The sequence below is a fragment of the Bradyrhizobium sp. RDM12 genome (genome assembly GCF_051917485.1).
Taxonomy (GTDB): Bacteria; Pseudomonadota; Alphaproteobacteria; order Rhizobiales; family Xanthobacteraceae; genus Bradyrhizobium.
In genome coordinates this window covers 2,155,455-2,175,189 of record NZ_CM133064.1, presented here as the reverse complement: position 1 = coordinate 2,175,189, position 19,735 = coordinate 2,155,455, and the positions used below count along the sequence as shown (strand labels likewise).

Here is a 19,735-nt window from a genome sequence, read left to right as displayed (position 1 = left end):
GTTACGGGTTGCGCTTCAAAAACACGAACTCCGTATCGTCATACGCCCGTCGCTCCAGCTCCTCGTACCCGTCCGGCGTCGCGAACTGCGCAGCCTTCGCCTCTTCCACCACGAGCAACGCTCCTGGCGTCAGCCAGCCACCATCGCGCATGGACGCGAGGGCCTTCTCCGCAAAGCCCTTGCCGTAGGGCGGATCGAGAAACACCAGCGAGAACGGCTCGACGGGATGTGCGGGGCCGAGATCGGTCGCGTCGCGGCGATAGACCTTTGTGACGCCGCCGAGGCCGAGCGACTCGATATTGTTACGGAGCAGCGCACGGGCCTCGGCGCCATTGTCCACGAACAGCGTGAATTTCGCGCCGCGCGACGATGCTTCGATGCCGAGCGCGCCGGTGCCGGCAAAGAGATCGAGCACGCGTGCGTCCGCGATCGGATCGTCATAAGCGTGCACGAGGATGTTGAACACGGATTCGCGCAGGCGATCCGCCGTGGGACGGATGTCACGCGAAGACGGCGAGGCGAGATTGCGCCCCTTCAAACGACCGCCGACGACGCGCAAGCTAGTCCTCCCGCGGCGTCAGATCGCGCTTGCCGTGATAACCGCGCTTGGGACGGCGCGGCGGGCCATAGCCGCTCGCCTCGGCCTCGTTGCGCTCGCGCGCTTCGTCGCTGCCGGTGCGCTGCACCAGCACACGGCGACCCTTGCGGTCGTTGATCACATCGCGCTTGGTGGCAGGCTTCTTGTCCCGCGCCGCTTCAGCGTCGTCGCTCGACGAAGATTTCTGCGGCAAGTCGAACTGCGCGCCCGACTTCTCGATGATCTTGTCGCCGAGCTGCTCGCGCAGCACGCGCGCGCGGATTTCCTCGACCTGGCCCTCCGGCACCTCGCCGAGCTGGAACGGTCCGTAGGAGACGCGGATCAGCCGGTTCACTTCGAGGCCGAGATGAGCGCAGACGTTGCGCACCTCGCGGTTCTTGCCTTCGCGGATCGCAAACACCAGCCAGACATTGGCGCCCTGGTCGCGCTCCAGCGTCGCGTCGATCGGGCCGTATTTCACACCTTCAACCTCGATGCCTTCCTTGAGCTGATCGAGCTGGGCCTGGGTGACCTCGCCATGGGCGCGAACGCGGTAACGCCGCAGCCAACCGGTGTCCGGCAGCTCGAGCGTACGTGCGAGGCCGCCGTCGTTGGTGAGCAGCAACAAGCCCTCGGTGTTGAAGTCGAGCCGGCCGATCGAGATCAGGCGCGGCAGACCTTCGGGCAGATTGTCGAACACAGTCGGACGGCCCTCGGGGTCGTCATGCGTCGTCATCAGTCCGCGCGGCTTGTGATAGAGGAACAGCCGCGTGCGCTCGCGCTCCGGCAACGGCTTGCCGTCGACCAAAACGACGTCGTTCTTCGTGATGTCGAGCGCCGGAGAGTTGATCACGCGGCCGTTGACGGTGACGCGGCCCTGCTTGACCATCTCCTCGGCGTCGCGGCGCGACGCGAGCCCCACGCGGGCCAGCGCCTTGGCGATGCGTTCGCCGGCCTTCTTCGGCTTCGGCGCTTCTTCACGACGTGGGCGGCCTTCGAAATCACGCTCGCGCGCGCGATAGGCGCCACGACCACCGAAGGCCGGACGCTTCTCGAAGATCCTGCTCTCGTCCTCGTTTTCACGACGCGGACGATCGCCGAAGGGGCCTTCGTTGCGCGGATGCTCGTGCCAGTCGGCGCGACCTTCGGGCGCTCGCGCGGACGATCGAATTTCGGGCGGTCGCCGCCGCGCGCACCACGGTCGCCATCGCGACGAGGGCGGTCAAATTTGGGGCGATCATCGCGCGAACGATCGAACTTTGGTCGATCGAACTTCGGTCGCTCCCGGAACGGACGATCACCCGGTGCGCGATCGTCGCGCGAACGCGAGAAGCGCGGACGGTCCTCACCACCGCCTTCGCGCTTCTGCCAGGGCTTGTCCTCGCTGCGGTCACGCCCGCCGAAATCCTTGCGCGGACCCTTGCCAAAATCCTTGCCAAAATCCTTGCGGGGCGGCCGGTCGCCCCGCGGACGATCATCGCGCTTCTGCCACGGCTTTGAGTCGTTCCGCTCGCCGCGATCGCGCGAAAACTTTCGTTCGCCGTCGAACTTGCGCTCCGGACGCTCGCTGCGCGGCGCATACGGCCGCTTATCGCCGAACTTCTTGTCGCCGAAACGGGCGGCGGGACGCGCGTCGTCGCGATCCCGACTGCGCGGCGGACGGTCGTCGCGGCCGTGCGACGGACGGTCACCGCGCGGCTTGAACGGCCGCTTCTCGCCATCACGCGACGGACGATCGGAAAATGGACGGTCGCCACGCGGCTTGAAGCTGCGCTCGCCGCGGCTTTCGCCGCCGCGATCGTCGCGCTTGACGCGGGGACGGTCGGAAAAATCGCGGCGCGGCGCATCGCCATCCGCGCGGGGGCGGAACGGGCGGCTGTCGCGATCGCCGCGGGGCGGACGGCTGTCGCGGTCGCCCTTACCTTCGTAGCCGCGCTTGGCGAATTTCTTGTCGGGACCGCGCGGCTTGCCGCTGCGGCCGCCTTTGGCCGGGCCTCGCCGGCCGCGGGAATCGTTGTCTTTGTCGCTGTCGCGAGGCATGAATAATCTCACTCAGGGGATGGCCAGTGAGCATTGTGCGCGCTCATGTCGAGCCGCATGCTCAGGCAAATTCGGTAAGCACTTCTGCTGAAGGCGCAGCTACTAGCAGGTTTCTTCGGATGATACGAGGCTTGAAAGCCCCCTCTTTCATGGATTTGGCGCTCAAAACGGCCGAAAACGCCGGAAAGGCGGGCGAAGTTCCGATCGGATGCGTGGTGGTCCGCAATTACGAGGTAATCGCCACCGCCGCCAACCGGACGCTGACCGATTACGACCCCACCGGCCATGCCGAGATCGTTGCGCTGCGCGAGGCAGCCAGGAAAATCGGCAGCGAGCGCCTGGTCGACTGCGACCTCTACGTGACGCTGGAGCCCTGCACCATGTGTGCGGGCGCGATCTCCTTTGCAAGGGTCAGGCGGCTCTATTACGGGGCGGCCGACCCCAAGGGCGGCGCGGTCGAGTCCGGCGTGCGGTTCTTCGCATCCCCAACCTGCCACCACGCCCCGGATGTCTATTCCGGGGTGGGCGAGAGCGAGGCGGCGCGGCTGCTCAAGGAGTTCTTTCGCGAGCGGCGCTAACCCGCATTTCTCACAGTGTTGAGGCGCATCGGGGCGCGAATCAGCGAAAGTTCTTTTGCGAGAAGGACTTCGCGGTGATTCAGAATGCCCCGATGCCGGCACAGTGTAGCGCAGAACGGTTTGATTTTGGAGAGGTGGAAGGCCGCATCGTGGAAGCGGCTTTTGATGGTGGCCTGGTGACGTCGGATGCGGGCGCGCTGCTGCTGGGCGCGTCTGATCGGGCGATTGATCTGGTGGGGCGCTTTGCCGATTGCTTTCGCGATCATCGCCGGGTGGACTTGATCGAGCACGCAGTCGGAACGTTGGTCGGACAGCGGGTCTTTGGCATCGCACTTGGCTACGAAGACATCAACGATCACGACGAGTTGCGGCACGACCCGCTGATGGCGGTGCTGGCGGGCAAGCTTGTTGCCAGGCGCGAGGACTGCGCACCGGTGGCCGGCAAGTCGACGCTGAACCGGCTGGAACTGGGCCGGGAGGAACCTTCGCGCTATCACAAGATCGCCTACGACGCGGCGGCGATCGAGGCGTTGCCGGTGACGCTGTTCCTGGAGGCGCACAAGCGACCGCCGCCGCAGATCATCCTCGATCTCGACGCCACCGACGATCCTCTGCACGGGCATCAGGAGGGGCGCTTCTTCCACGGCTATTACGACTGCTACTGCTATCTGCCGCTGTACGTGTTCTGCGGCCGGCATCTGCTGGCGGCCAAGCTGCGGCGCGCCGACATCGATGCCAGCGCAGGCAGTGTCGCGGAGATCGCGCGGATTGTCCGGCAAATCCGCGCCCGCTGGCCGTTCGTGCGCATCGTGCTGCGCGCCGACAGTGGCTTTGCGCGCGAGGCGCTGATGGCGTGGTGTGAGCAAAACCGCGTGGATTATCTGTTCGGGCTCGCCCGCAACACGCGCCTGGTCGCCATGATCGAGGAGGAGCTCGCCGCGGCGAGAGCCACAGCCGAGACGACCGGCCAACCGGCACGCCGCTTCAAGGACTTCCAATGGCGTACGCGCGACACCTGGAGCCAGGAGCGCCGCGTCGTCGCCAAGGCGGAGTGGACGCAAGGCGAGGCCAATCCGCGCTTCGTCGTCACCTCGCTCAAGCGCAGCGCGGCGGGCGTGCGGCAGCTCTATGAGGACATCTACTGCGCCCGCGGCGACATGGAGAACCGCATCAAGGAGTGCCAGCTCGATCTCTACGCCGACCGCACCTCGGCCGCCACCATGCGCGCCAACCAGCTGCGGCTGTGGTTCGCCTCGATGGCCTATGTGCTGATCTGTGCCCTGCGGCGCATCGGCCTTGCCGAAACCACCTTTGCGGACGCCACCTGCGGCACCATCCGCCTCAAGCTCCTCAAGATCGGCGCACTGGTGCGCATCAGCGTCCGCCGCATCAGGATCGCCATGGCCTCGGCCTGCCCAGCCGCTCAGCCGTGGGGACACGCGGCTCGTCGCCTGGCCGAAGCCGCCAAGGCTCGCGCCTCGCCGGCCTGACACGCGACGCTGCGACGCGCTCAATCGGCGGCATCACCAACAGGCCCAACGGAGACATTCAAAACCAAATCGCCGGCTGCGCCTTCAGCGCCACGGCTCCCCGTTGCCTTGCCAAATCCTCCTATCCTCCGTCGCTGAGCAATCGGTCGTGTGAGAAATGCGGGCTAACCGCGTGCGAAAAACTCCCGCAGCGCCTTCGCGGTGACGTCGGGGTTCTCCTCGGTGAGAAAGTGGCCGGAATCCACCGGCTGGCCTTCGACGTTGGTCGCCCATTGCTTCCAGATCTCGAGCGGGGTCGCCGCTGCCTGGGCGATGCCGACGCCACCCCACAGCGCCAACATGGGAATGGTGATCTTCTTGCCGGCCTCGAAATCGGCCTTGTCGAGGTCGTAGTCGATATAGGCGCCGGCGCGGTAATCCTCGCACATCGCATGGATGCGGGCGGGATCGCGGAACGGGGCGATGTAGTGCGCGAGCGCGCGCGTGTCGATCGCGTCCAGCGTCTTCGACTTGGTCTGGCTCGCCATCTTGAAGCGCAGGAAGAATTCGCCCTGGCCTGCGATCAGCGTCTCCGGCAACGGCGCGGGCTGGGCCAGAAACGTCCAGTGATAGATCTTCAGCGCACAGGCGCGGTTGATCCGCTCCCAGTATTATAGGTCGGCAGGATATCGAGCACGGCGAGCCTCGACAGCCGGCCGGGATGATCGAGCGCCAGCCGATAGGACACCCGGCCGCCGCGATCATGGCCGGCGAGCGCGAAATGGACGTGGCCGAGCTGCTCCATCGCCTCCACGATGGCCTTGGCCATCGCGCGCTTGCTGTAGGGCATGTGCAGCGCATCGCTCTCGGGCATGTCGGACCAGCCATAGCCCGGCAGATCGGCGATGATCAGCGCGAACCGGTCGGCGAGCTCAGGCGCCACGCGGTGCCACATCACATGGGTCTCGGAGAAACCGTGCAGGAGCAGCAGCGGCGGCCCCTTGCCGCCGACGCGGGCGAAGATGCGGCCGAACGAGGTGTTGATCCATTCGGAGGCGAAGCCGGGATAGAGATCGGCGAGATCGGACATCAGTTCCCCCTCAAATGTCGAAAACAACCCCATGCACAGTAGCAGGGTGATTCGGCGGAGGCTCGCTAACCCCAACAGCCGATTGCGCATTTGAAATCACGATGTGGCGGCCCGATGGCGCCTTCGAGCTAGCCCCTGCTAGCCCTTGGCCTTCTCGGCTTCCACCGCCTGCCAGCCGATGTCGCGGCGGCAGAAGCCTTCCGGCCAGTTGATGCGGTCGACGGCCTGATAGGCGCGCGCCTGCGCTTGCGTCACGGTCGCCCCGAGCGCGCAGACATTGAGCACGCGGCCGCCATTGGCGAGGATGGCGCCGTCCTTCGCGACCGTGCCGGCGTGGAAGATCTCGACGGTGTCGACCTTGGCGGCGTCATCGAGCCCCTCGATCCGCGTGCCCTTCTGATAGTCGCCGGGATAGCCCTTTGCGGCCATCACCACCGTGAGCGCGGATTCCGGATACCAGCGCAGATCGAAATTCTTCAGCTGCCCGTCGCAGGCAGCGAGGAACGCCGGCACGATGTCCGACATCATGCGCAGCATCAGCACCTGGCACTCGGGATCGCCGAAGCGGACGTTGAACTCGAACAGCTTTGGGCCCTGCGTGGTCAGCATGATGCCGGCGTAGAGAATGCCGCGGAACGGCGTGCCGCGCTGCTTCATGCCGGCCACCGTCGGCAGAATGATCTTGGCCATGATCGCGTCGTGGATTGCCGGCGTCACCAGCGGCGTCGGCGAATAGGCCCCCATGCCGCCGGTGTTCGGCCCGACGTCGTGGTCGAACACGCGCTTGTGGTCCTGGGCGGACGCCAGCGGAATGGCGGTCTCGCCGTCGCAGAGCGCGAAGAAGCTGATCTCGCGGCCCGGCAGAAACTCCTCGATCACCACTTCGGCGCCGGCTTCACCGAACGCGCCCTCGAACATCATGGCGATGGCGTCCTCGGCCTCGCGCACGGTCTTGGCGACGACGACGCCCTTGCCGGCGGCAAGCCCATCGGCCTTCACCACGATCGGCGCGCCCTGGCTCTGCACATAGGCGCGCGCATCGTTGGCGTTGGTGAAGCGCCTGTAGGCGCCGGTCGGAATGCCGAATTCGGTGCAGAGCGCCTTGGTAAAGCCCTTGGAGCTTTCGAGCTGGGCCGGGATCTTGTTCGGCCCGAACGCCTTGATGCCGGCGGCGGTGAGATCATCGACGATGCCGGCCGCCAGCGGCGTCTCCGGGCCGACCACCACGAGCTCGACCGCATTCCTTTTACAGAAGTCGATCACGGCGCCATGGTCGGCAACATCGAGCGCCACGCATTCCGCCTCGCGCGCGATGCCGGCATTGCCGGGCGCGCACCAGAATTTGGTCACCAGGGGGGAGGGCCGCGATCTTCCACGCCAGGGCATGTTCGCGGCCGCCGGAACCAAGCAGGAGAATGTGCATCGAAGGCTCGAAATGAGGGGTTTTGCTGGCGGCGGAGGTCGCACAGATCGGGGCGGGTCTCAAGGGGGCAGACCGGCTTCCCCGTCATTCCGGGGCGCGCGTGCTCCTGCTGTCCATCTCCCCTTGTGGGAGAAGGCGGCTCATATACTGTCTGATACTTCAATGGCTTACATCGTTGGCGTCCCTCTGGTGTCCCTAAGGGCTTTCCGCGGCTCGCCTATTTATAACAGCGCTCCACCGGGTCCACACGGATTGATCCAGCATTTCCGAGCACGCCATAGTTGCGCACCATGGCGACTCAAATCCCAGAGCCGTACTACGTCGCTTACATTGATGAGGCGGGCGACGCCGGACTGAAGAAGGTACGCACGATTGACGATGTGGGCGCGACGGAATGGCTTTGCCTTGGCGCAGTGCTAATCAAAGCTAAGCACGAGTCCGAAGTGGACAACTGGGTTCGAGCGATCTTGTCAAAGGCTGAGAGCAACCGCGCCGACCTTCACTACAGGCACTTGTCCGTTTCTCAGAAACGGATTGCTTTGGGCGAGATCGCTCAGCTCCCTTTGCGTGGCTTTGTTCTTGCGTCGAACAAGAAGAACATGCGTGGTCACCGAAATGAGCGAGCCGAGCGCGCTGGAGCCCAGCAATGGTTCTACAACTATTGCCTGCGCCTACTTTTGGAACGGGTAACTGACTTCTGCTATCAGCATGCAGCCAAAGAGCACGCAAAGGACCGTTTTGTGAAGGTCCTATACAGCGAACGCAGTATTCATTCTTACGCTCAAACAGCGGCCTATCATGAGCTTCTGAAGGTGCAGGCAAGAGCCGGGGCTCTCGTCGTTAGGAAGCGGCGAATTATGTGGGAAGTTTTGGATTGGCGGCTTGCCCAACCAGTATCGCACTCAGCAAGTCCAGGCGCGCAGCTTGCGGACGTTGTAACGAGCGCTTTCTATCAAGCTGTGGATACGCTTCCGCCGACGAAGTGGAATAACGAATTTGCAAGGCTGCTGAAGCCAATTATGGCAACGGAGAGCGGGTCATCCATGGGCTATGGCGTGGCCCTTCAGCCAACGCCCACGTGGAAAGCGAAGCTGGACACCAAGCAAAGGCAGATCTTCGAGGTCTACGGCTATAGGTTCTGGCCATGACGCATGAAGCACTCCGTGAGCAGCGCGCCAGCCATTGCGTAGATCGAAGCCGGTTGGCGATGTTCTTTACGCATCAGGCACGCCCTAATCATTTGAGGAGCAAGGACACATCCCCAGATCTGCCCTTCTAGCGACGGCCCCTCCTCAAACTTTGACCAATGCGCGCAAGCGCTATCCGCTGCGACACTGGAGCCTGATCCGGTCCGCCCACTATTGTCCCGGTTGGAACGCTGTCCCTGTTCTTAACCACATCAGGTACCCCAGCTTTCTTAGCCACCAGTCTCCACTTTCTGCGGAATTCAGTCGTGGACCAAGGTAAGCCGGTAACATCGTTTATGATGATTGGGCCGGACGTTGGGAGGGCCAAAACGTCGAGCCCAATTGCCTTGACCTCCTCCAACACCATCGGAGCCTTCTTCAGATCGACTTCAATCGGGCGGCCGCTTGATCCTGTCGTGTGTCGCAAGATCAAATTCTTGTCGATGTCGGACCAACGCAGGCCACGAAGCCACTTTCGACCATGGATTTCGAAATCGGAGCTTCCCCGCTCGCCGATAGGAACCCACTCACCGATTACATCCTTTTGGCTAAGCCTCAATTCGAATTGAAACGCTTGGACGAGAGCTATCGAATACCAACCAAAGTGTTCGCGAGCCGTGCGACGGATTGCTCGGACGTGCTCGGCAGTTAGTTGCACGAGGCGCGGTCCCTGAGTGCCAAACCGGCTCTCGCGAAGTATTTCCGCAAGACGCTTGCATTCTGGATCTTCGAGCAGCGTAAAGCCAAATTTAAATAAAGCGCGAAGCCGCGCGATCATTTCATTCGCAGCGGCAGTCCTACCGCCAGCACCCGAAACTTTGTACCAGTAAATCAGCGTTGGCGTCTTAATGTCTCGGAGCTGATGGCGGCCGTATTTCTCAATTATGCGATCAAACGAGCGGCCCTGCTTGATGCGCACTTGATAGCGAAGTTTTTGGAAAGGCGAGTCCAAATCACTTCGGTAAGAATCTATTAGTTGCGTGAGAGTTAGCGCCATTGTCCGGTCACAGCCCCTCAGCTTGCAAGTACATCAATAGAATGATGGTGATAATCACAACCGCCGCGGCTATGCCGACCACGCCGTCGGCCCGGATAACTGCTCCGAGAAAGTGTATTTCGAGTCGTTGAAATTGGTCCACCACATTGCTCCGTGCGACTTGGCTCAGACGATCCGAACCGATGTCGCCATTGGCTCAGCGTCGGCTCGTTGTGCCAAGATTATTCGGCGCTCAAGAAAGATCCTGAGCGATTGTAAGGCCTTAAGCAGGACGTAAGGTCATCAGCGCTCTTGCAAAAGAACCGCTGATGTAGGCCACTCAAAATACTATACCGATAAGTATCTGAGCGCGCGGTCAAAGCCCCGCGCGATAGCGCGACAACATGACGGGAAGAGACTTTGGCAGACCATCACTGCGGAAAGTGGATGATCGTTCAAGTGGTTGGCCTGATCAGCGGTTTTCTACTCCACCTTCCGTGGCCGTCCAGGCTAGTAGCGGGGTTGCGGCTTGCGCATTACGAATGCGCTGGTCCGCAAAGCTAGACCCCATGCGCGGCGACTTCCCCCACTGGAGTAAAACGGCGTCACGGTCGGCGCTGGTATCGAGAGGGTTTTTCTCGCGCGAAGCGCCGGATGAGGGTTTCCATCCACACGCACAAGTGCTCGCGGAAACAGACCCCTCACCCGAGTGAGCCCGTGTCTACCGGCGGAGATGCCCTCTCCCACAAGGGGCGAGGGCACAGCAACCTGCACCGCGATCTGCAGCAAACCTAGATTTTATGTTGAGCAATCATCTTGTAATCCCCCGGCACGCACTTGTAGCGCTGAACATGCCAAGTTTCGGAACGGTAGACCGGGTGATCTTCCTTCCATTTGGCCAAGCTCGCTTGGCCTCCGATGGCGCAACTCTGAAAGGTCACGGCGCTGTCCAGTACAGAGCTGGTGACGATCTCTTCGATGCAATCGGTCGATGCCATATGGCAAAGCACTGCGACAATGGTCACAAACATAAGCCGCCCTCAAAATTGATTTCGAAAAATAGACAATCGAAAAGTATTCGCTTTCATACCAGAATAATTGCTGTTCGAACAGCGTCCTGCGGAGCCCGTAGGATGGGTTGAGCCCTTGCGAAACCCATCACATGTGTTTCTCGAAGCATCCGTAAAGTGGCCGACCGGGCGCCATCCGCGATTTGTCGTCACTTACAATCGGATGACAGCCGCGATGACGAAGGGCGGGAATAGGAAAGCGATGGGTTTCGCAAGGGAGACTGGGCAAGAATTGTATTGCGCGCTGATTATGTGGCTATGGCGAAGGTCAGGCGCACTTTGCCTTGGGAGAGCGGCATGCTGGCTTGTAGGCGGTTGACGATGGCCGAGACGGCTTTGAGCAGCAAGAACGCCCAATATGGATGGCGGTTGGCCAGATAAGCCATGAAACTGTCGCTGCCGAGGATGTTCAGCACGCGGGAGAAGTTGTAGCAGAGTGCCATCAGGCTCCATTCGCCGCGCACCTTGTCGAAGCCGCGAACGAGGAAGTGGCGATAGCCCGCCCGGCATTTCAGGGTACCGAAGGGATGTTCGGCGAGTTCTGCCCGGCGTCGCATCTGGGCGTCGGCGTCCTGCATCCGCGCACGATGCCGCTCGAGCACCGCCTCATGCTCCCAGCGGTAAACGGTGCGCGTCGGCGTCTTGGCAGAGAGGCAGCGTGAGCGTAGCGCGCAGGCGTCGCAGTCGGATTTGCGGCTGACATACCGGATCTCGATCCGTTTGCCGTTGGTCTTGCGGCCGTCCGTCGGGCTCAGGAGCCTGCCGGCGGGACAGCGATAGACATTGGCTTCGGTGTCATAGGCGAACTCTTCATGGCTGATGCGATCTTGCGCTTCGAGCCGCGCGGTCCGCCTGGCTTGCGGAACGTAGGCCACGATCCCGTTCTCCTCGCAGTCCTTCAGCGTGTGGCCGTTGTAATAACCGGTATCGGCCAGCGCCGTGAGCGTCTCGACGCCAAGCTCCTCCTTCGCGGCTTTGGCTATATCGTAAAGCTGGCCGGTGTCGTTGCCGTCGTTGACGACCTCGCTCGCCACGATCAGCTTGTGCTTGTCGTCGACGGCGATCTGAACGTTGTAGCCCGCCACCACCTGGCCGTTCTTTGCCAGCAAGCGGGCATCCGCATCGGTTCGCGACAACTGCGTCTGACCACTCTCTTCCAGCCGCGCCAAATCCACCTTCAGGGCTGTGCGCTTGGCCATCAAGGTCGCCACCTTCTGCGCGACGTCCCCGCCGCCTTCGCCCCCGCCACCATCTGGCCCCGCCGGCGGACGTTCCGCCTCCACGCTGTCGTTGGCCTCCAGCGCGGCACCATAGGCTTCAATCTCCTGTTCGATCTCCGCCAGCCGCTTGGCAAGTCGGCGTTGCGTCTTGATGCTCGCCTTGCTGGCGTTGCCATCAAAAAACGCCCCGTCGATCGCCACCACCTCACCACCCAGAAGGTCGAGTTCACGCATCAGCAGCACGAACTCCCGGTTCGCCGCCTTGAGCGCCTTCCAGTTGTCCCGGCGGAAATTGGCAATGGTACGATAGCCGGGCGCCAGGTGCTTCATCAGCCAGATAAGTTCGAGGTTGCGCCCGGCCTCGCGTTCAAGAGCGCGCGAGGAGCGGATTCTGTTGATGTAGCCATAAAGATAGAGCTTCAGCAGGTCGGCGGGATCGTAAGCAGGTTGTCCTGCCCCGCCGCCTGACCCAGCATGGCCGAAGCCAAGCCGTTTAAGGTCCAGCGCTGCGACAAAAGCATCGATGGCGCGAACAGGGTTGTCGCCAGCCACGTAATCTTCCACTCTCGGCGGAAGAAAGCTCGCCTGATCCCGGCTTACCCCGGTCTTGAACATACGATTCGTCATACCGAATCGTACACTCCTCTGCACAAACGGCTAGATTCTTGCCCAGTCTCAAGGGCTCAACCCATCCTACGAACTGGTACCTCCCTCCCCGTCATTCCGGGGCGCGCGTAGCGCGAGCCCGGAATCCATCGAGCCACAGCGTCGGTGGATGAATGGATTCCGGGCCCGTCGCTTCGCGACGCCCCGGAATGACAGAGGCGCGCGTTGGCGCAACAGTGCAGCGCTAGATCTGTTTCCCTGCAATGATCTCCTGCAGCGTCGCAACATGCCGCGCGAACGCGCCGCGGCCCGCCGCAGTTGCGGTCACCGTGGTCTGCGGCTTCTTCCCGACGAACGCCTTCTCCACCGAGACGTAGCCGGCCTTGGCCAGCGTCTCGATATGCGCGCCGAGATTGCCGTCGGTGGCGCCGGTGAGCTTCTTCAAGCGCGAGAACTCCAGGCCGGCGGACACGGGCAGTGCGTTGAGCGCCGCCATGATCTTGAGGCGCAGCGGCTGGTGGATGATGTCGTCGAGCTCGGCCATGGCGCTAGCTCCGTCGCATCCAGAGGCCGCCGATGATCAGGCCGGCGCCGTTGACGACGGCCATCCACGGCAGGAAGGCATCACCGGTGACGAAGAAGTACCCGACCAGTGTCAGCGCGGTGATCATGAGTGCGATCACGACGAAGGCAGTGCCGAACCACAGCCCGGCCAGCGCATAGAACAGCATGAAATAGATGGTCCAGAACGTGCCCTGCTGTCGTGGCGTGAAATGACCGAGCACGTGCGCGCAGAGGAAGCCGAAGGCGACGAACATCAGGAAGGCGATCAGCATCCGCAGGTCGAAGCCGCGAACGCCCGTCGCGGTCTGGTTCGCCGAGCTGATCGCGAACGAGCCGGCGATGCCGAGGACGTAGACCGCGAGCCAATAGTAATAGGCTTCACGCGGCCAGAGCCAGGTCGCGATATTGGCGGCGAACACCAGCACGCCCCACATGATCATCATCTGGCTGGCGAGATCGTAGATGCGCGACTGCCGCACGCGCTGGACGATGTCGTCGATCTCGGCCAGCGCCTGCGAGGCCTGCTTGCTGTCGATCATGACTGCCCTGCTCCCCGCGTTGCCACGTCCTCGGCAATCGCATTGACCGCCTTCGGTTGGGTGACCATGCCCATGTGGTTGACGCCCTCGATCAGCTTGACGTCGACGGACGGTTTTATGGCCTGCACGGTCTCGGCATATTTTTCCGAGATCATCATCTCATCCTCGGCACCGCCAAAGATCGTCATCGGATGCGTCACATCAGGCAGATCGAGCCGATAGCCGCGCGTGGCGAAATTGCGCATCAGGCGCTCGGAATAGGTCGGGGTCAAAATCCGTTCCGAATTCGGCGGCACCGCGAAGGCGAGCACCGGAAGCTGCGCGCAGCAGTCGATGCCGAGCTTGCGCAGCGCGGCGAGCCCGAGGAAGCGAGGAGTGTCGGCATTGGCCCAGCCGCCGGAGTGCGGCTTGTTGGTCGGCGCGTCATAGCCGAGATAGGGCGCGACCAGCACGGTGCGGACGAACAGATCCTGCACGATCGGGGTTGCGGCGACGCGCAGCGAGAAGCCGCCGCCGGCGGAATGGCCGACCAAAGTGAGCGGCAGATCCGGCGCGCTCTTGCGGACATGGGCGACGAAGTCGACGAGGTCGTCCTCGAGCTGGCCGACATAGCCGATGTCGCCCCGCGTGCCCGAGGCGCCGTGGCCGCGCGTGTCGAGCGCCCAGCTCTCGACGCCGTGCGCGGCGAATGCCGCGGTCAGCGCGTGATTGACCGTGCCGGAGGAGCCGGACGAACCGTGGATGAAGATCGCGCCGCGGCCGGTCGCGGCGCCGCCCGCCGCGTAGTGGCGGTAGCCGAGCCAGGTGCCGTCGCGGGCCTGGAAACGCTCGAGCGCCGGCAGGGTCGAGAAGTCGACGCCCTTGCGGGAGTCGGAGACGGAACGCAGCTCCGCGGGCCGCTCCAACGGAGTGGCGATCAAAGCGATGAAGATCAGGGCCACTGCACCGACCGCGCACAGACCCCATTTCAGCAAGCCCAGGGCACCTCGCAGCAACCGCATCGCCATGGTTCAAACTCCCTTATAAGACCTTCATAGATAACTCTGTAGCACAGAGTTCTCTTGCGCTCAAGAACCGGATTGGCGCTGGCCGGCGAAAATCCTTAACGTCGAGATCGACCCCAAAATGCCGAATCGTTTGCCGATGCCGCCTGCGGAACCTCTGCTCAATACGCCCGAATTCACCGTTTCCGAGCTCTCCCAGTCCCTGAAGCGGACGGTGGAGGACACCTATGGCCATGTCCGGGTCCGCGGCGAAATCTCGGGGTTTCGTGGCGCCCATTCCTCGGGTCACTGCTATTTCGCGCTCAAGGACGAGAGCGCCAAGATCGAGGCGGTGATCTGGAAGGGCGTGCACGGCCGGATGCGCTTCAAGCCCCAGGAAGGGCTCGAGGTCATCGCCACCGGCAAGCTCACGACCTATCCGGGCTCCTCGAAGTACCAGATCGTCATCGAGGCGCTGGAGCCGGCCGGCATCGGCGCGCTGATGGCGCTGATGGAGGAGCGCAAGAAGAAGCTCGCCGCCGAGGGCCTGTTCGACGAAGCGCGCAAGCAGTTGCTGCCGTGGCTGCCCGACGTGATCGGCGTCGTGACCTCGCCGACCGGCGCCGTGATCCGGGACATCCTGCACCGGCTCGAGGACCGCTTTCCGCGCCATGTGCTGGTGTGGCCGGTGAAAGTTCAGGGCGAAGGCTCGGCCGAGCAGGTTGCGGCCGCGATCCGCGGCTTCAATGCGCTGCCGGAGGGCGGCAAGATTCCGCGGCCCGACGTTCTCATCGTCGCGCGCGGCGGCGGCTCGCTGGAGGATCTCTGGTCCTTCAACGAGGAGATCGTGGTCCGCGCAGCCGCCGAGAGCATGATCCCGCTGATCTCCGCGGTCGGCCACGAGACCGACATCACGCTGATCGATTTCGTCGCCGACAAGCGCGCGCCGACGCCGACGGCCGCCGCCGAAATGGCCGTGCCGGTGCGCAGCGACTTGTTCGTCGAGGTCGCCGATCTCGCGCGGCGCACGCGTGCCTGTTGGCAGCGCGGCCACGAGAGCCGCCGCAGCGAATTGCGCGCCGCCGCGCGCTCGCTGCCTGCTGCAGGCGATCTGCTCGCGATCCCGCGGCAGCGGCTGGATTCAGCGGGTGCCTCCCTGCCCCGCGGATTGAAGGCCAACACGCATGCGCATTTCCGCAGGTTTACGGCGGCAAGCTCGAAGCTGACGCTGCGGGTGCTGCACGGCCAGATCTCGCAGGCCGGGCACCGTCTCACCGTGTGCGGCGAACGGCTCGGCCTGTCCGCGCGCTCGCTGCTGCGGCGCCGCCGCGACCGCTTCGCCGGGCTTGAAGTGCGCCTGCGCGCCTCAAAACTCTCCAACGCGCAGGCCCAGCGCAACGCGATTGTCCGCCAGCGCGAGCGCACCCATCGCCTCGCCGAGCGCGCCAACCGCGCGCTGGTCACCTTGCTGCAGCGGCTCGATGCCCGCGTCGAGAACAGCGGCAAGCTGCTCTCCGCGCTGTCCTATCGCGGTGTGCTCGCCCGTGGTTTCGCGCTGGTGCGCGACGACGCCGGGCATCCGCTGCATTCGGCGAATAGCGTCGGACCGAATGCGCGGATCGCGATCGAGTTTGCGGATGGGCGCGTGAACGCGACGGCGGATGCGGATCGGCCGCCGCCTGTAGCCAAGCGCGCCCCGGCGCAGCCGAAGCCCGCGGCGCAAGACACGAAGCCAGCGCCGAAGCGCGTCGGCAAGCCGGTGGATCAGGGCAGTTTGTTCTAGAGGTGCGATGGCGTCGCCCCACCCCCGCCGTCATTCCCCGCGAAAGCGGGGAATCCAGTACGCCGCGGCTTCTCGGTCAATCACTAACGTTTCGGAGATCGGGATAGGGGAGTCTCGCGACTCCTCCCCTCCCACACCACCGTACGTACGGGTCTCGTATACGGCGGTTCGATGGACTATGCGGGCCGCTGTGCCGCGATGGAAGCCAGACCGAGCGAACCGAAGAGAGCTTTTGGCACGGCAATGTTGAGCGCGGGGCTGTTGCTGAGCCGCCAAGGGCCACGTGGGCTGCCGGCGGTCTTTGCCGCCAGAACCCGGCCGACGCCGCGGCGTCGCAGCTCGGCGAAGCGAGCCGGTCCACGCTTCCACTGCTTCCAGGCGATGGCGCGCAACCGCCGCCTGATCCATTCGTCAAGTGCGCGCATCACCGACGGCGTCTGGCAGAAGCCAAAGTAGCCACGCCATCCGATCAGATAGCGTGACAGCTCCTTGACAGTCTGCGCAAGGCTTTGGCCACACGTGCGTCGCGTCAGCTCCCGAACTCTCGCCTTGAAGCGGGCGATCGCCTGCGGCGCAATGCGCCGTCGTGGCAGCGGCTCGCGGGTAAAGCTGAAGCCCAGGAACTTGCGGATGCTCGGCTTGGCCACCGCACTCTTGGCCCTGTTGACCTTCAGCTTGAGGCGCTTTTCGAGGAAACGTTCGATGCCCGCCAGCACCCGCTCACCCGCCTTCTGACTGCGCACATAGATGTTGCAGTCGTCGGCGTAGCGCACGAAGCGATGGCCGCGCTTCTCCAGCTCCTTGTCCAGCACATCCAGCATCAGGTTCGACAACAGCGGCGAGAGCGGTCCACCTTGCGGCGTGCCCTCTTCCGTCGAACTGACCAATCCTCCCTCCAGCACACCCGCATTCAAGAAGCTGCGGATGAGCTTCAGGAGACGCTTGTCAGCAACCCGTTTGGCAATGAGCCCCATCAGGATGTCGTGGTTGACCCGGTCGAAGAACTTCTCCAGGTCGATGTCCACGACGACAGTGTGCCCGGACGCAATATACGCCTGCGCTCGTTCCACCGCCTGATGCGCCGAGCGGCCCGGCCGAAAGCCGAAGCTCGTCTCGGAGAACGTTCCGTCCCAATCCGCCTGCAGCACCTGCATCACCGCCTGCTGAATGAAGCGGTCGAGCACCGTCGGAATGCCGAGCGGCCGCAGGCCACCCGACGCCTTCGGTATCTCCGCCCGCCGCACCGGCTGCGGTTTGTAGGTGCCGTCAAGCAACTGGACGCGGATCGTGAGCCAGTGCTCCTTCAGATAGGCCGGCAGTTCGCCGACGGTCATCCCGTCAACGCCTGCCGCACCCTTATTGCGCTTCACTCGCGCCAACGCTGCCTTCAGGTTCTCACGCCCGACAACGTCTTCCATCGACGGTCCCGCGACCGCCGGGCGTTCGAGACAGGCTTCCGCCGGGCAGGCTTCAGGCTCTCGGGCGGCAGCGCTTCGGGCTTCACCCTCCGCCCCGGTGCCCAAGTTCAGCTCGACCTGATTCTTCTGCCGCATGGCTCGCACGAGATCGCCGCTCTACTGGCCTCTTCCACCGTTCAGGCCTTCGGCGGCGCGCCGCCGCCTACTATGCCCTCTGCTGACTTCTGCACTGCGGTCAGGCCGCCTTGCGGCGACCTCAGTCCCGTTGCCGGGACACCGTGCAGACCTCCCGAGGTAAGATCGACCGCCTTCGCCGCACGCCCGCCGGATCTACCACCCCGGCCCTTGATGACTATGGACTTCGCGATCAGTAGCTCGCTCGTCCGGTCGGGTAGACCTCGTTATCCGGTGTTTGTTCATCGGGCCGCGGCTTTGCTCCACGCTGTCTTCAGACCCCACCTCGCGATGACGCCCTTGCGCTTTGCTAATCCTTCGCCGTCATCAGGCTGGATAGAGGACTTCCACCTCCAAGCTGTCGTTCATACTCGGCACACTACTGGATCGCCCGGTCAAGCCGGGCGACGACACCGGTTATGGGAATGCGCGCAGCCCCAACCTCGTCATTGCGAGCGCAGCGAAGATTCCATGGGGAGTGGATAGCAGCCAAGTCTGAGGCCAGACTGAGGTTGCTGAAACACTCAACCTGGAGACAATGATGTTGCTCGATCATCCTTCCGACGGACTGGCCGCTATCCGCACGCAGTTTGGCGCAATTTTCGTGTCATTGGAACTGAGCCGCTCGACATGGCTGGTGACCTCGCTGTCGCCCGGCAAGGGCGAGAAGATGTCGAAGCGCAGCGTGGAGGCCGGCGATCTTGCGGAACTCTTGAAGCTGTTTGCGGAGCTGAAGCGCAAGGCACAGGCGCGAACGGGTGAGAGCTATCCGATCATCACGATCCAGGAGGCGGGGCTGGACGGGTTCTGGCTGCACCGCGCCTTGCAGCAGGAAGGCATCGAGAGCCACGTGGTCGATCCGGCCTCGATTGCGACGCCGCGCCGGCGCAGGCGGGCCAAGACGGATCGGCTCGATGGCGAGACGCTGTTGCGGGCGCTTCTGGCCTATAAGCGCGGCGAGCCGCGGGTCTGCGCGATGGTGGTGGCGCCCTCTCCGGAAGCGGAGGACCGCCGCAGGCTTTGCCGCGAGCGGCGGACATTGATCGCCGAGCGGATCGAGCATGTGAACCGGATCAAGGGCGTTCTGTTCGCGCAAGGGATATTCGGCGACGTGCCGCTGCGGCGCGATCGACGGGCACGGCTCGAAGCCTTGCGGACCGGAGATGGGCGCATGCTGCCGGCGCATCTGAAGGCCCAGATCAGCCGCGAGCTCGATCGTCTCGAACTGCTGCTCGACCAGATCGCGGCGGTGGAGCGCGAGCAGGAGGCGTTGCTGGTCGTGAGCAAGCCAGCCGGGGAGAAGGCGGATCCCGTCACGATGCTGCTCGCCCTGAAGAGCATGGGCCCGAACTTCGCGGCCGTTCTCTGGACGGAGGCGTTCTGGCGGCAATTCGCCAACCGCCGTCAGGTTGCGTCCTATGCCGGTCTTGCGGCCACGCCATGGCGGAGCGGCGGCATCGAGCGCGAACAAGGGGTGTCGAAGGCCGGCAATCCGCGGCTGAGGACCACGATGATCCAGCTCGCCTGGTTGTGGATACGCCACCAGCCTCAATCGGCGCTGACCCAGTGGTTCAAGGCCAACAGCCAGCGCGGCCGCAAGCGCACGATCGTGGCGCTGGCCCGCAAGCTGCTCGTGGCCTTGTGGAAGTACGTGACCGCCGGCGTCGTGATCGAGGGAGCCGTGATGAAGACCGTCGCCTGATGCAACGCTTCCCGCAGCCTTAAAACCAATCAGCCGAGGAACGATCAGCCTCGGCCGATCCGGGGTGGACGAACCGATGGATTGCATGGCTTCAAACGCCGCAACGAAGAATGGTCCCGTCCTCTCGAGCCTGCCCGCCGCAAGCGGAATGTTGGTGCAGTCGCTACCGCGCGACGACCGGATGTGAGTTTGATCTGGCACGCAAAACCAGATTGTCAAAACCGGCTCGACCCTGAGATCGCTGAACCATAAGGAGGAGTTCGCCCGCGGCCTCCCGACCACACAAGCCTGATGGCGTGCTCGATCACGTCAAGGTCAAGCCGCTGCGCGGCGGCT

13 protein-coding genes and 3 pseudogenes are annotated in these 19,735 nt (G+C 63.7%); 5 read left to right on the top strand and 11 right to left on the bottom strand.

The window, feature by feature from the left end; all coding sequences use genetic code 11:
- Position 1: 1 nt before the first annotated feature.
- Positions 2–559 carry a 16S rRNA (guanine(966)-N(2))-methyltransferase RsmD gene (rsmD, locus tag ACTGJ9_RS10350; RefSeq protein ID WP_456676975.1) on the bottom strand — a complete coding sequence of 186 codons (558 nt, stop codon included), beginning with the start codon at positions 557–559 and terminating at the stop codon, positions 2–4.
- 1 nt (position 560) lies between these two features.
- Positions 561–2,617 (bottom strand): annotated as a pseudogene (locus ACTGJ9_RS10345) (pseudouridine synthase).
- Between the two features lie 119 nt (positions 2,618–2,736).
- Between ACTGJ9_RS10345 and ACTGJ9_RS10340 the strand changes: the two are divergent.
- Together ACTGJ9_RS10340 and ACTGJ9_RS10335 are read left to right on the top strand one after the other, a co-directional pair.
- Positions 2,737–3,195, top strand: coding sequence for a nucleoside deaminase (locus ACTGJ9_RS10340; protein WP_456678492.1), 459 nt, complete (start codon positions 2,737–2,739; stop codon positions 3,193–3,195).
- A 92-nt stretch (positions 3,196–3,287) separates the two neighbouring features.
- Positions 3,288–4,685 carry an IS1380 family transposase gene (locus ACTGJ9_RS10335; protein WP_456673068.1) on the top strand — a complete coding sequence of 466 codons (1,398 nt, stop codon included), beginning with the start codon at positions 3,288–3,290 and terminating at the stop codon, positions 4,683–4,685.
- Between the two features lie 164 nt (positions 4,686–4,849).
- Here ACTGJ9_RS10335 and ACTGJ9_RS10330 read toward each other — a convergent pair.
- Together ACTGJ9_RS10330 and purD are read right to left on the bottom strand one after the other, a co-directional pair.
- Positions 4,850–5,754 (bottom strand): annotated as a pseudogene (locus ACTGJ9_RS10330) (alpha/beta fold hydrolase).
- Between the two features lie 138 nt (positions 5,755–5,892).
- Positions 5,893–7,177: pseudogene (gene purD / locus ACTGJ9_RS10325) on the bottom strand (phosphoribosylamine--glycine ligase).
- Positions 7,178–7,467: 290 nt separating this feature from the next.
- Here purD and ACTGJ9_RS10320 point away from each other — a divergent pair.
- Positions 7,468–8,325 (top strand): DUF3800 domain-containing protein, encoded by an 858-nt coding sequence (locus tag ACTGJ9_RS10320; protein ID WP_456676974.1) that lies wholly within the window; start codon positions 7,468–7,470, stop codon positions 8,323–8,325.
- Between the two features lie 127 nt (positions 8,326–8,452).
- On the opposite strand, the gene ACTGJ9_RS10315 is transcribed toward ACTGJ9_RS10320, so the two are convergent.
- The 6 genes from ACTGJ9_RS10315 to ACTGJ9_RS10290 all read right to left on the bottom strand — a co-directional run bounded on the left by ACTGJ9_RS10315 (position 8,453) and on the right by ACTGJ9_RS10290 (position 14,346).
- A complete protein-coding gene (locus ACTGJ9_RS10315; RefSeq protein ID WP_456676973.1) occupies positions 8,453–9,316 on the bottom strand; it encodes a hypothetical protein in 864 nt (287 codons plus the stop codon).
- 815 nt (positions 9,317–10,131) lie between these two features.
- A complete protein-coding gene (locus tag ACTGJ9_RS10310) occupies positions 10,132–10,371 on the bottom strand; it encodes a hypothetical protein (protein WP_456676972.1) in 240 nt (79 codons plus the stop codon).
- Between the two features lie 287 nt (positions 10,372–10,658).
- Complete coding sequence (locus ACTGJ9_RS10305) at positions 10,659–12,257, bottom strand: IS1182 family transposase (RefSeq protein ID WP_456675789.1); 1,599 nt, start codon at positions 12,255–12,257, stop codon at positions 10,659–10,661.
- A gap of 223 nt (positions 12,258–12,480) precedes the next feature.
- Positions 12,481–12,780 (bottom strand): winged helix-turn-helix domain-containing protein, encoded by a 300-nt coding sequence (locus ACTGJ9_RS10300; RefSeq protein ID WP_456676971.1) that lies wholly within the window; start codon positions 12,778–12,780, stop codon positions 12,481–12,483.
- Between the two features lie 4 nt (positions 12,781–12,784).
- A complete protein-coding gene (locus ACTGJ9_RS10295; RefSeq protein ID WP_456676970.1) occupies positions 12,785–13,339 on the bottom strand; it encodes a hypothetical protein in 555 nt (184 codons plus the stop codon).
- A complete protein-coding gene (locus tag ACTGJ9_RS10290; RefSeq protein WP_456676969.1) occupies positions 13,336–14,346 on the bottom strand; it encodes an alpha/beta hydrolase in 1,011 nt (336 codons plus the stop codon). The genes ACTGJ9_RS10295 and ACTGJ9_RS10290 overlap by 4 nt, the downstream gene beginning before the upstream one ends.
- 118 nt (positions 14,347–14,464) lie before the next feature.
- On the opposite strand from ACTGJ9_RS10290, the gene xseA reads away from it, so the two are divergent.
- Positions 14,465–16,105 (top strand): exodeoxyribonuclease VII large subunit, encoded by a 1,641-nt coding sequence (gene xseA / locus ACTGJ9_RS10285; RefSeq protein ID WP_456676968.1) that lies wholly within the window; start codon positions 14,465–14,467, stop codon positions 16,103–16,105.
- Positions 16,106–16,281: 176 nt separating this feature from the next.
- On the opposite strand, the gene ltrA is transcribed toward xseA, so the two are convergent.
- Entirely contained in the window at positions 16,282–17,658 is a 1,377-nt protein-coding gene (ltrA, locus tag ACTGJ9_RS10280; protein ID WP_456673659.1) for a group II intron reverse transcriptase/maturase, read from the bottom strand.
- A 577-nt stretch (positions 17,659–18,235) separates the two neighbouring features.
- On the opposite strand from ltrA, the gene ACTGJ9_RS10275 reads away from it, so the two are divergent.
- Positions 18,236–19,399, top strand: a complete 1,164-nt coding sequence (locus ACTGJ9_RS10275) for an IS110 family RNA-guided transposase (protein WP_456675946.1) — start codon at positions 18,236–18,238, stop codon at positions 19,397–19,399.
- Positions 19,400–19,735: the final 336 nt, after the last annotated feature.

What these genes read in the sequence shown, in the direction of transcription:
- ltrA (WP_456673659.1), bottom strand. Translation starts at nt 17,658, where the DNA reads ATGCGGCAGAAGAATCAGGTCGAGCTGAACTTGGGCACCGGGGCGGAG.
- ACTGJ9_RS10335 (WP_456673068.1), top strand. Translation starts at nt 3,288, where the DNA reads ATGCCGGCACAGTGTAGCGCAGAACGGTTTGATTTTGGAGAGGTGGAA.
- ACTGJ9_RS10290 (WP_456676969.1), bottom strand. Translation starts at nt 14,346, where the DNA reads ATGGCGATGCGGTTGCTGCGAGGTGCCCTGGGCTTGCTGAAATGGGGT.
- ACTGJ9_RS10275 (WP_456675946.1), top strand. Translation starts at nt 18,236, where the DNA reads ATGATGTTGCTCGATCATCCTTCCGACGGACTGGCCGCTATCCGCACG.
- ACTGJ9_RS10305 (WP_456675789.1), bottom strand. Translation starts at nt 12,257, where the DNA reads ATGACGAATCGTATGTTCAAGACCGGGGTAAGCCGGGATCAGGCGAGC.
- ACTGJ9_RS10340 (WP_456678492.1), top strand. Translation starts at nt 2,737, where the DNA reads ATGATACGAGGCTTGAAAGCCCCCTCTTTCATGGATTTGGCGCTCAAA.
- xseA (WP_456676968.1), top strand. Translation starts at nt 14,465, where the DNA reads ATGCCGAATCGTTTGCCGATGCCGCCTGCGGAACCTCTGCTCAATACG.
- ACTGJ9_RS10300 (WP_456676971.1), bottom strand. Translation starts at nt 12,780, where the DNA reads ATGGCCGAGCTCGACGACATCATCCACCAGCCGCTGCGCCTCAAGATC.
- ACTGJ9_RS10320 (WP_456676974.1), top strand. Translation starts at nt 7,468, where the DNA reads ATGGCGACTCAAATCCCAGAGCCGTACTACGTCGCTTACATTGATGAG.
- ACTGJ9_RS10310 (WP_456676972.1), bottom strand. Translation starts at nt 10,371, where the DNA reads ATGTTTGTGACCATTGTCGCAGTGCTTTGCCATATGGCATCGACCGAT.
- ACTGJ9_RS10295 (WP_456676970.1), bottom strand. Translation starts at nt 13,339, where the DNA reads ATGATCGACAGCAAGCAGGCCTCGCAGGCGCTGGCCGAGATCGACGAC.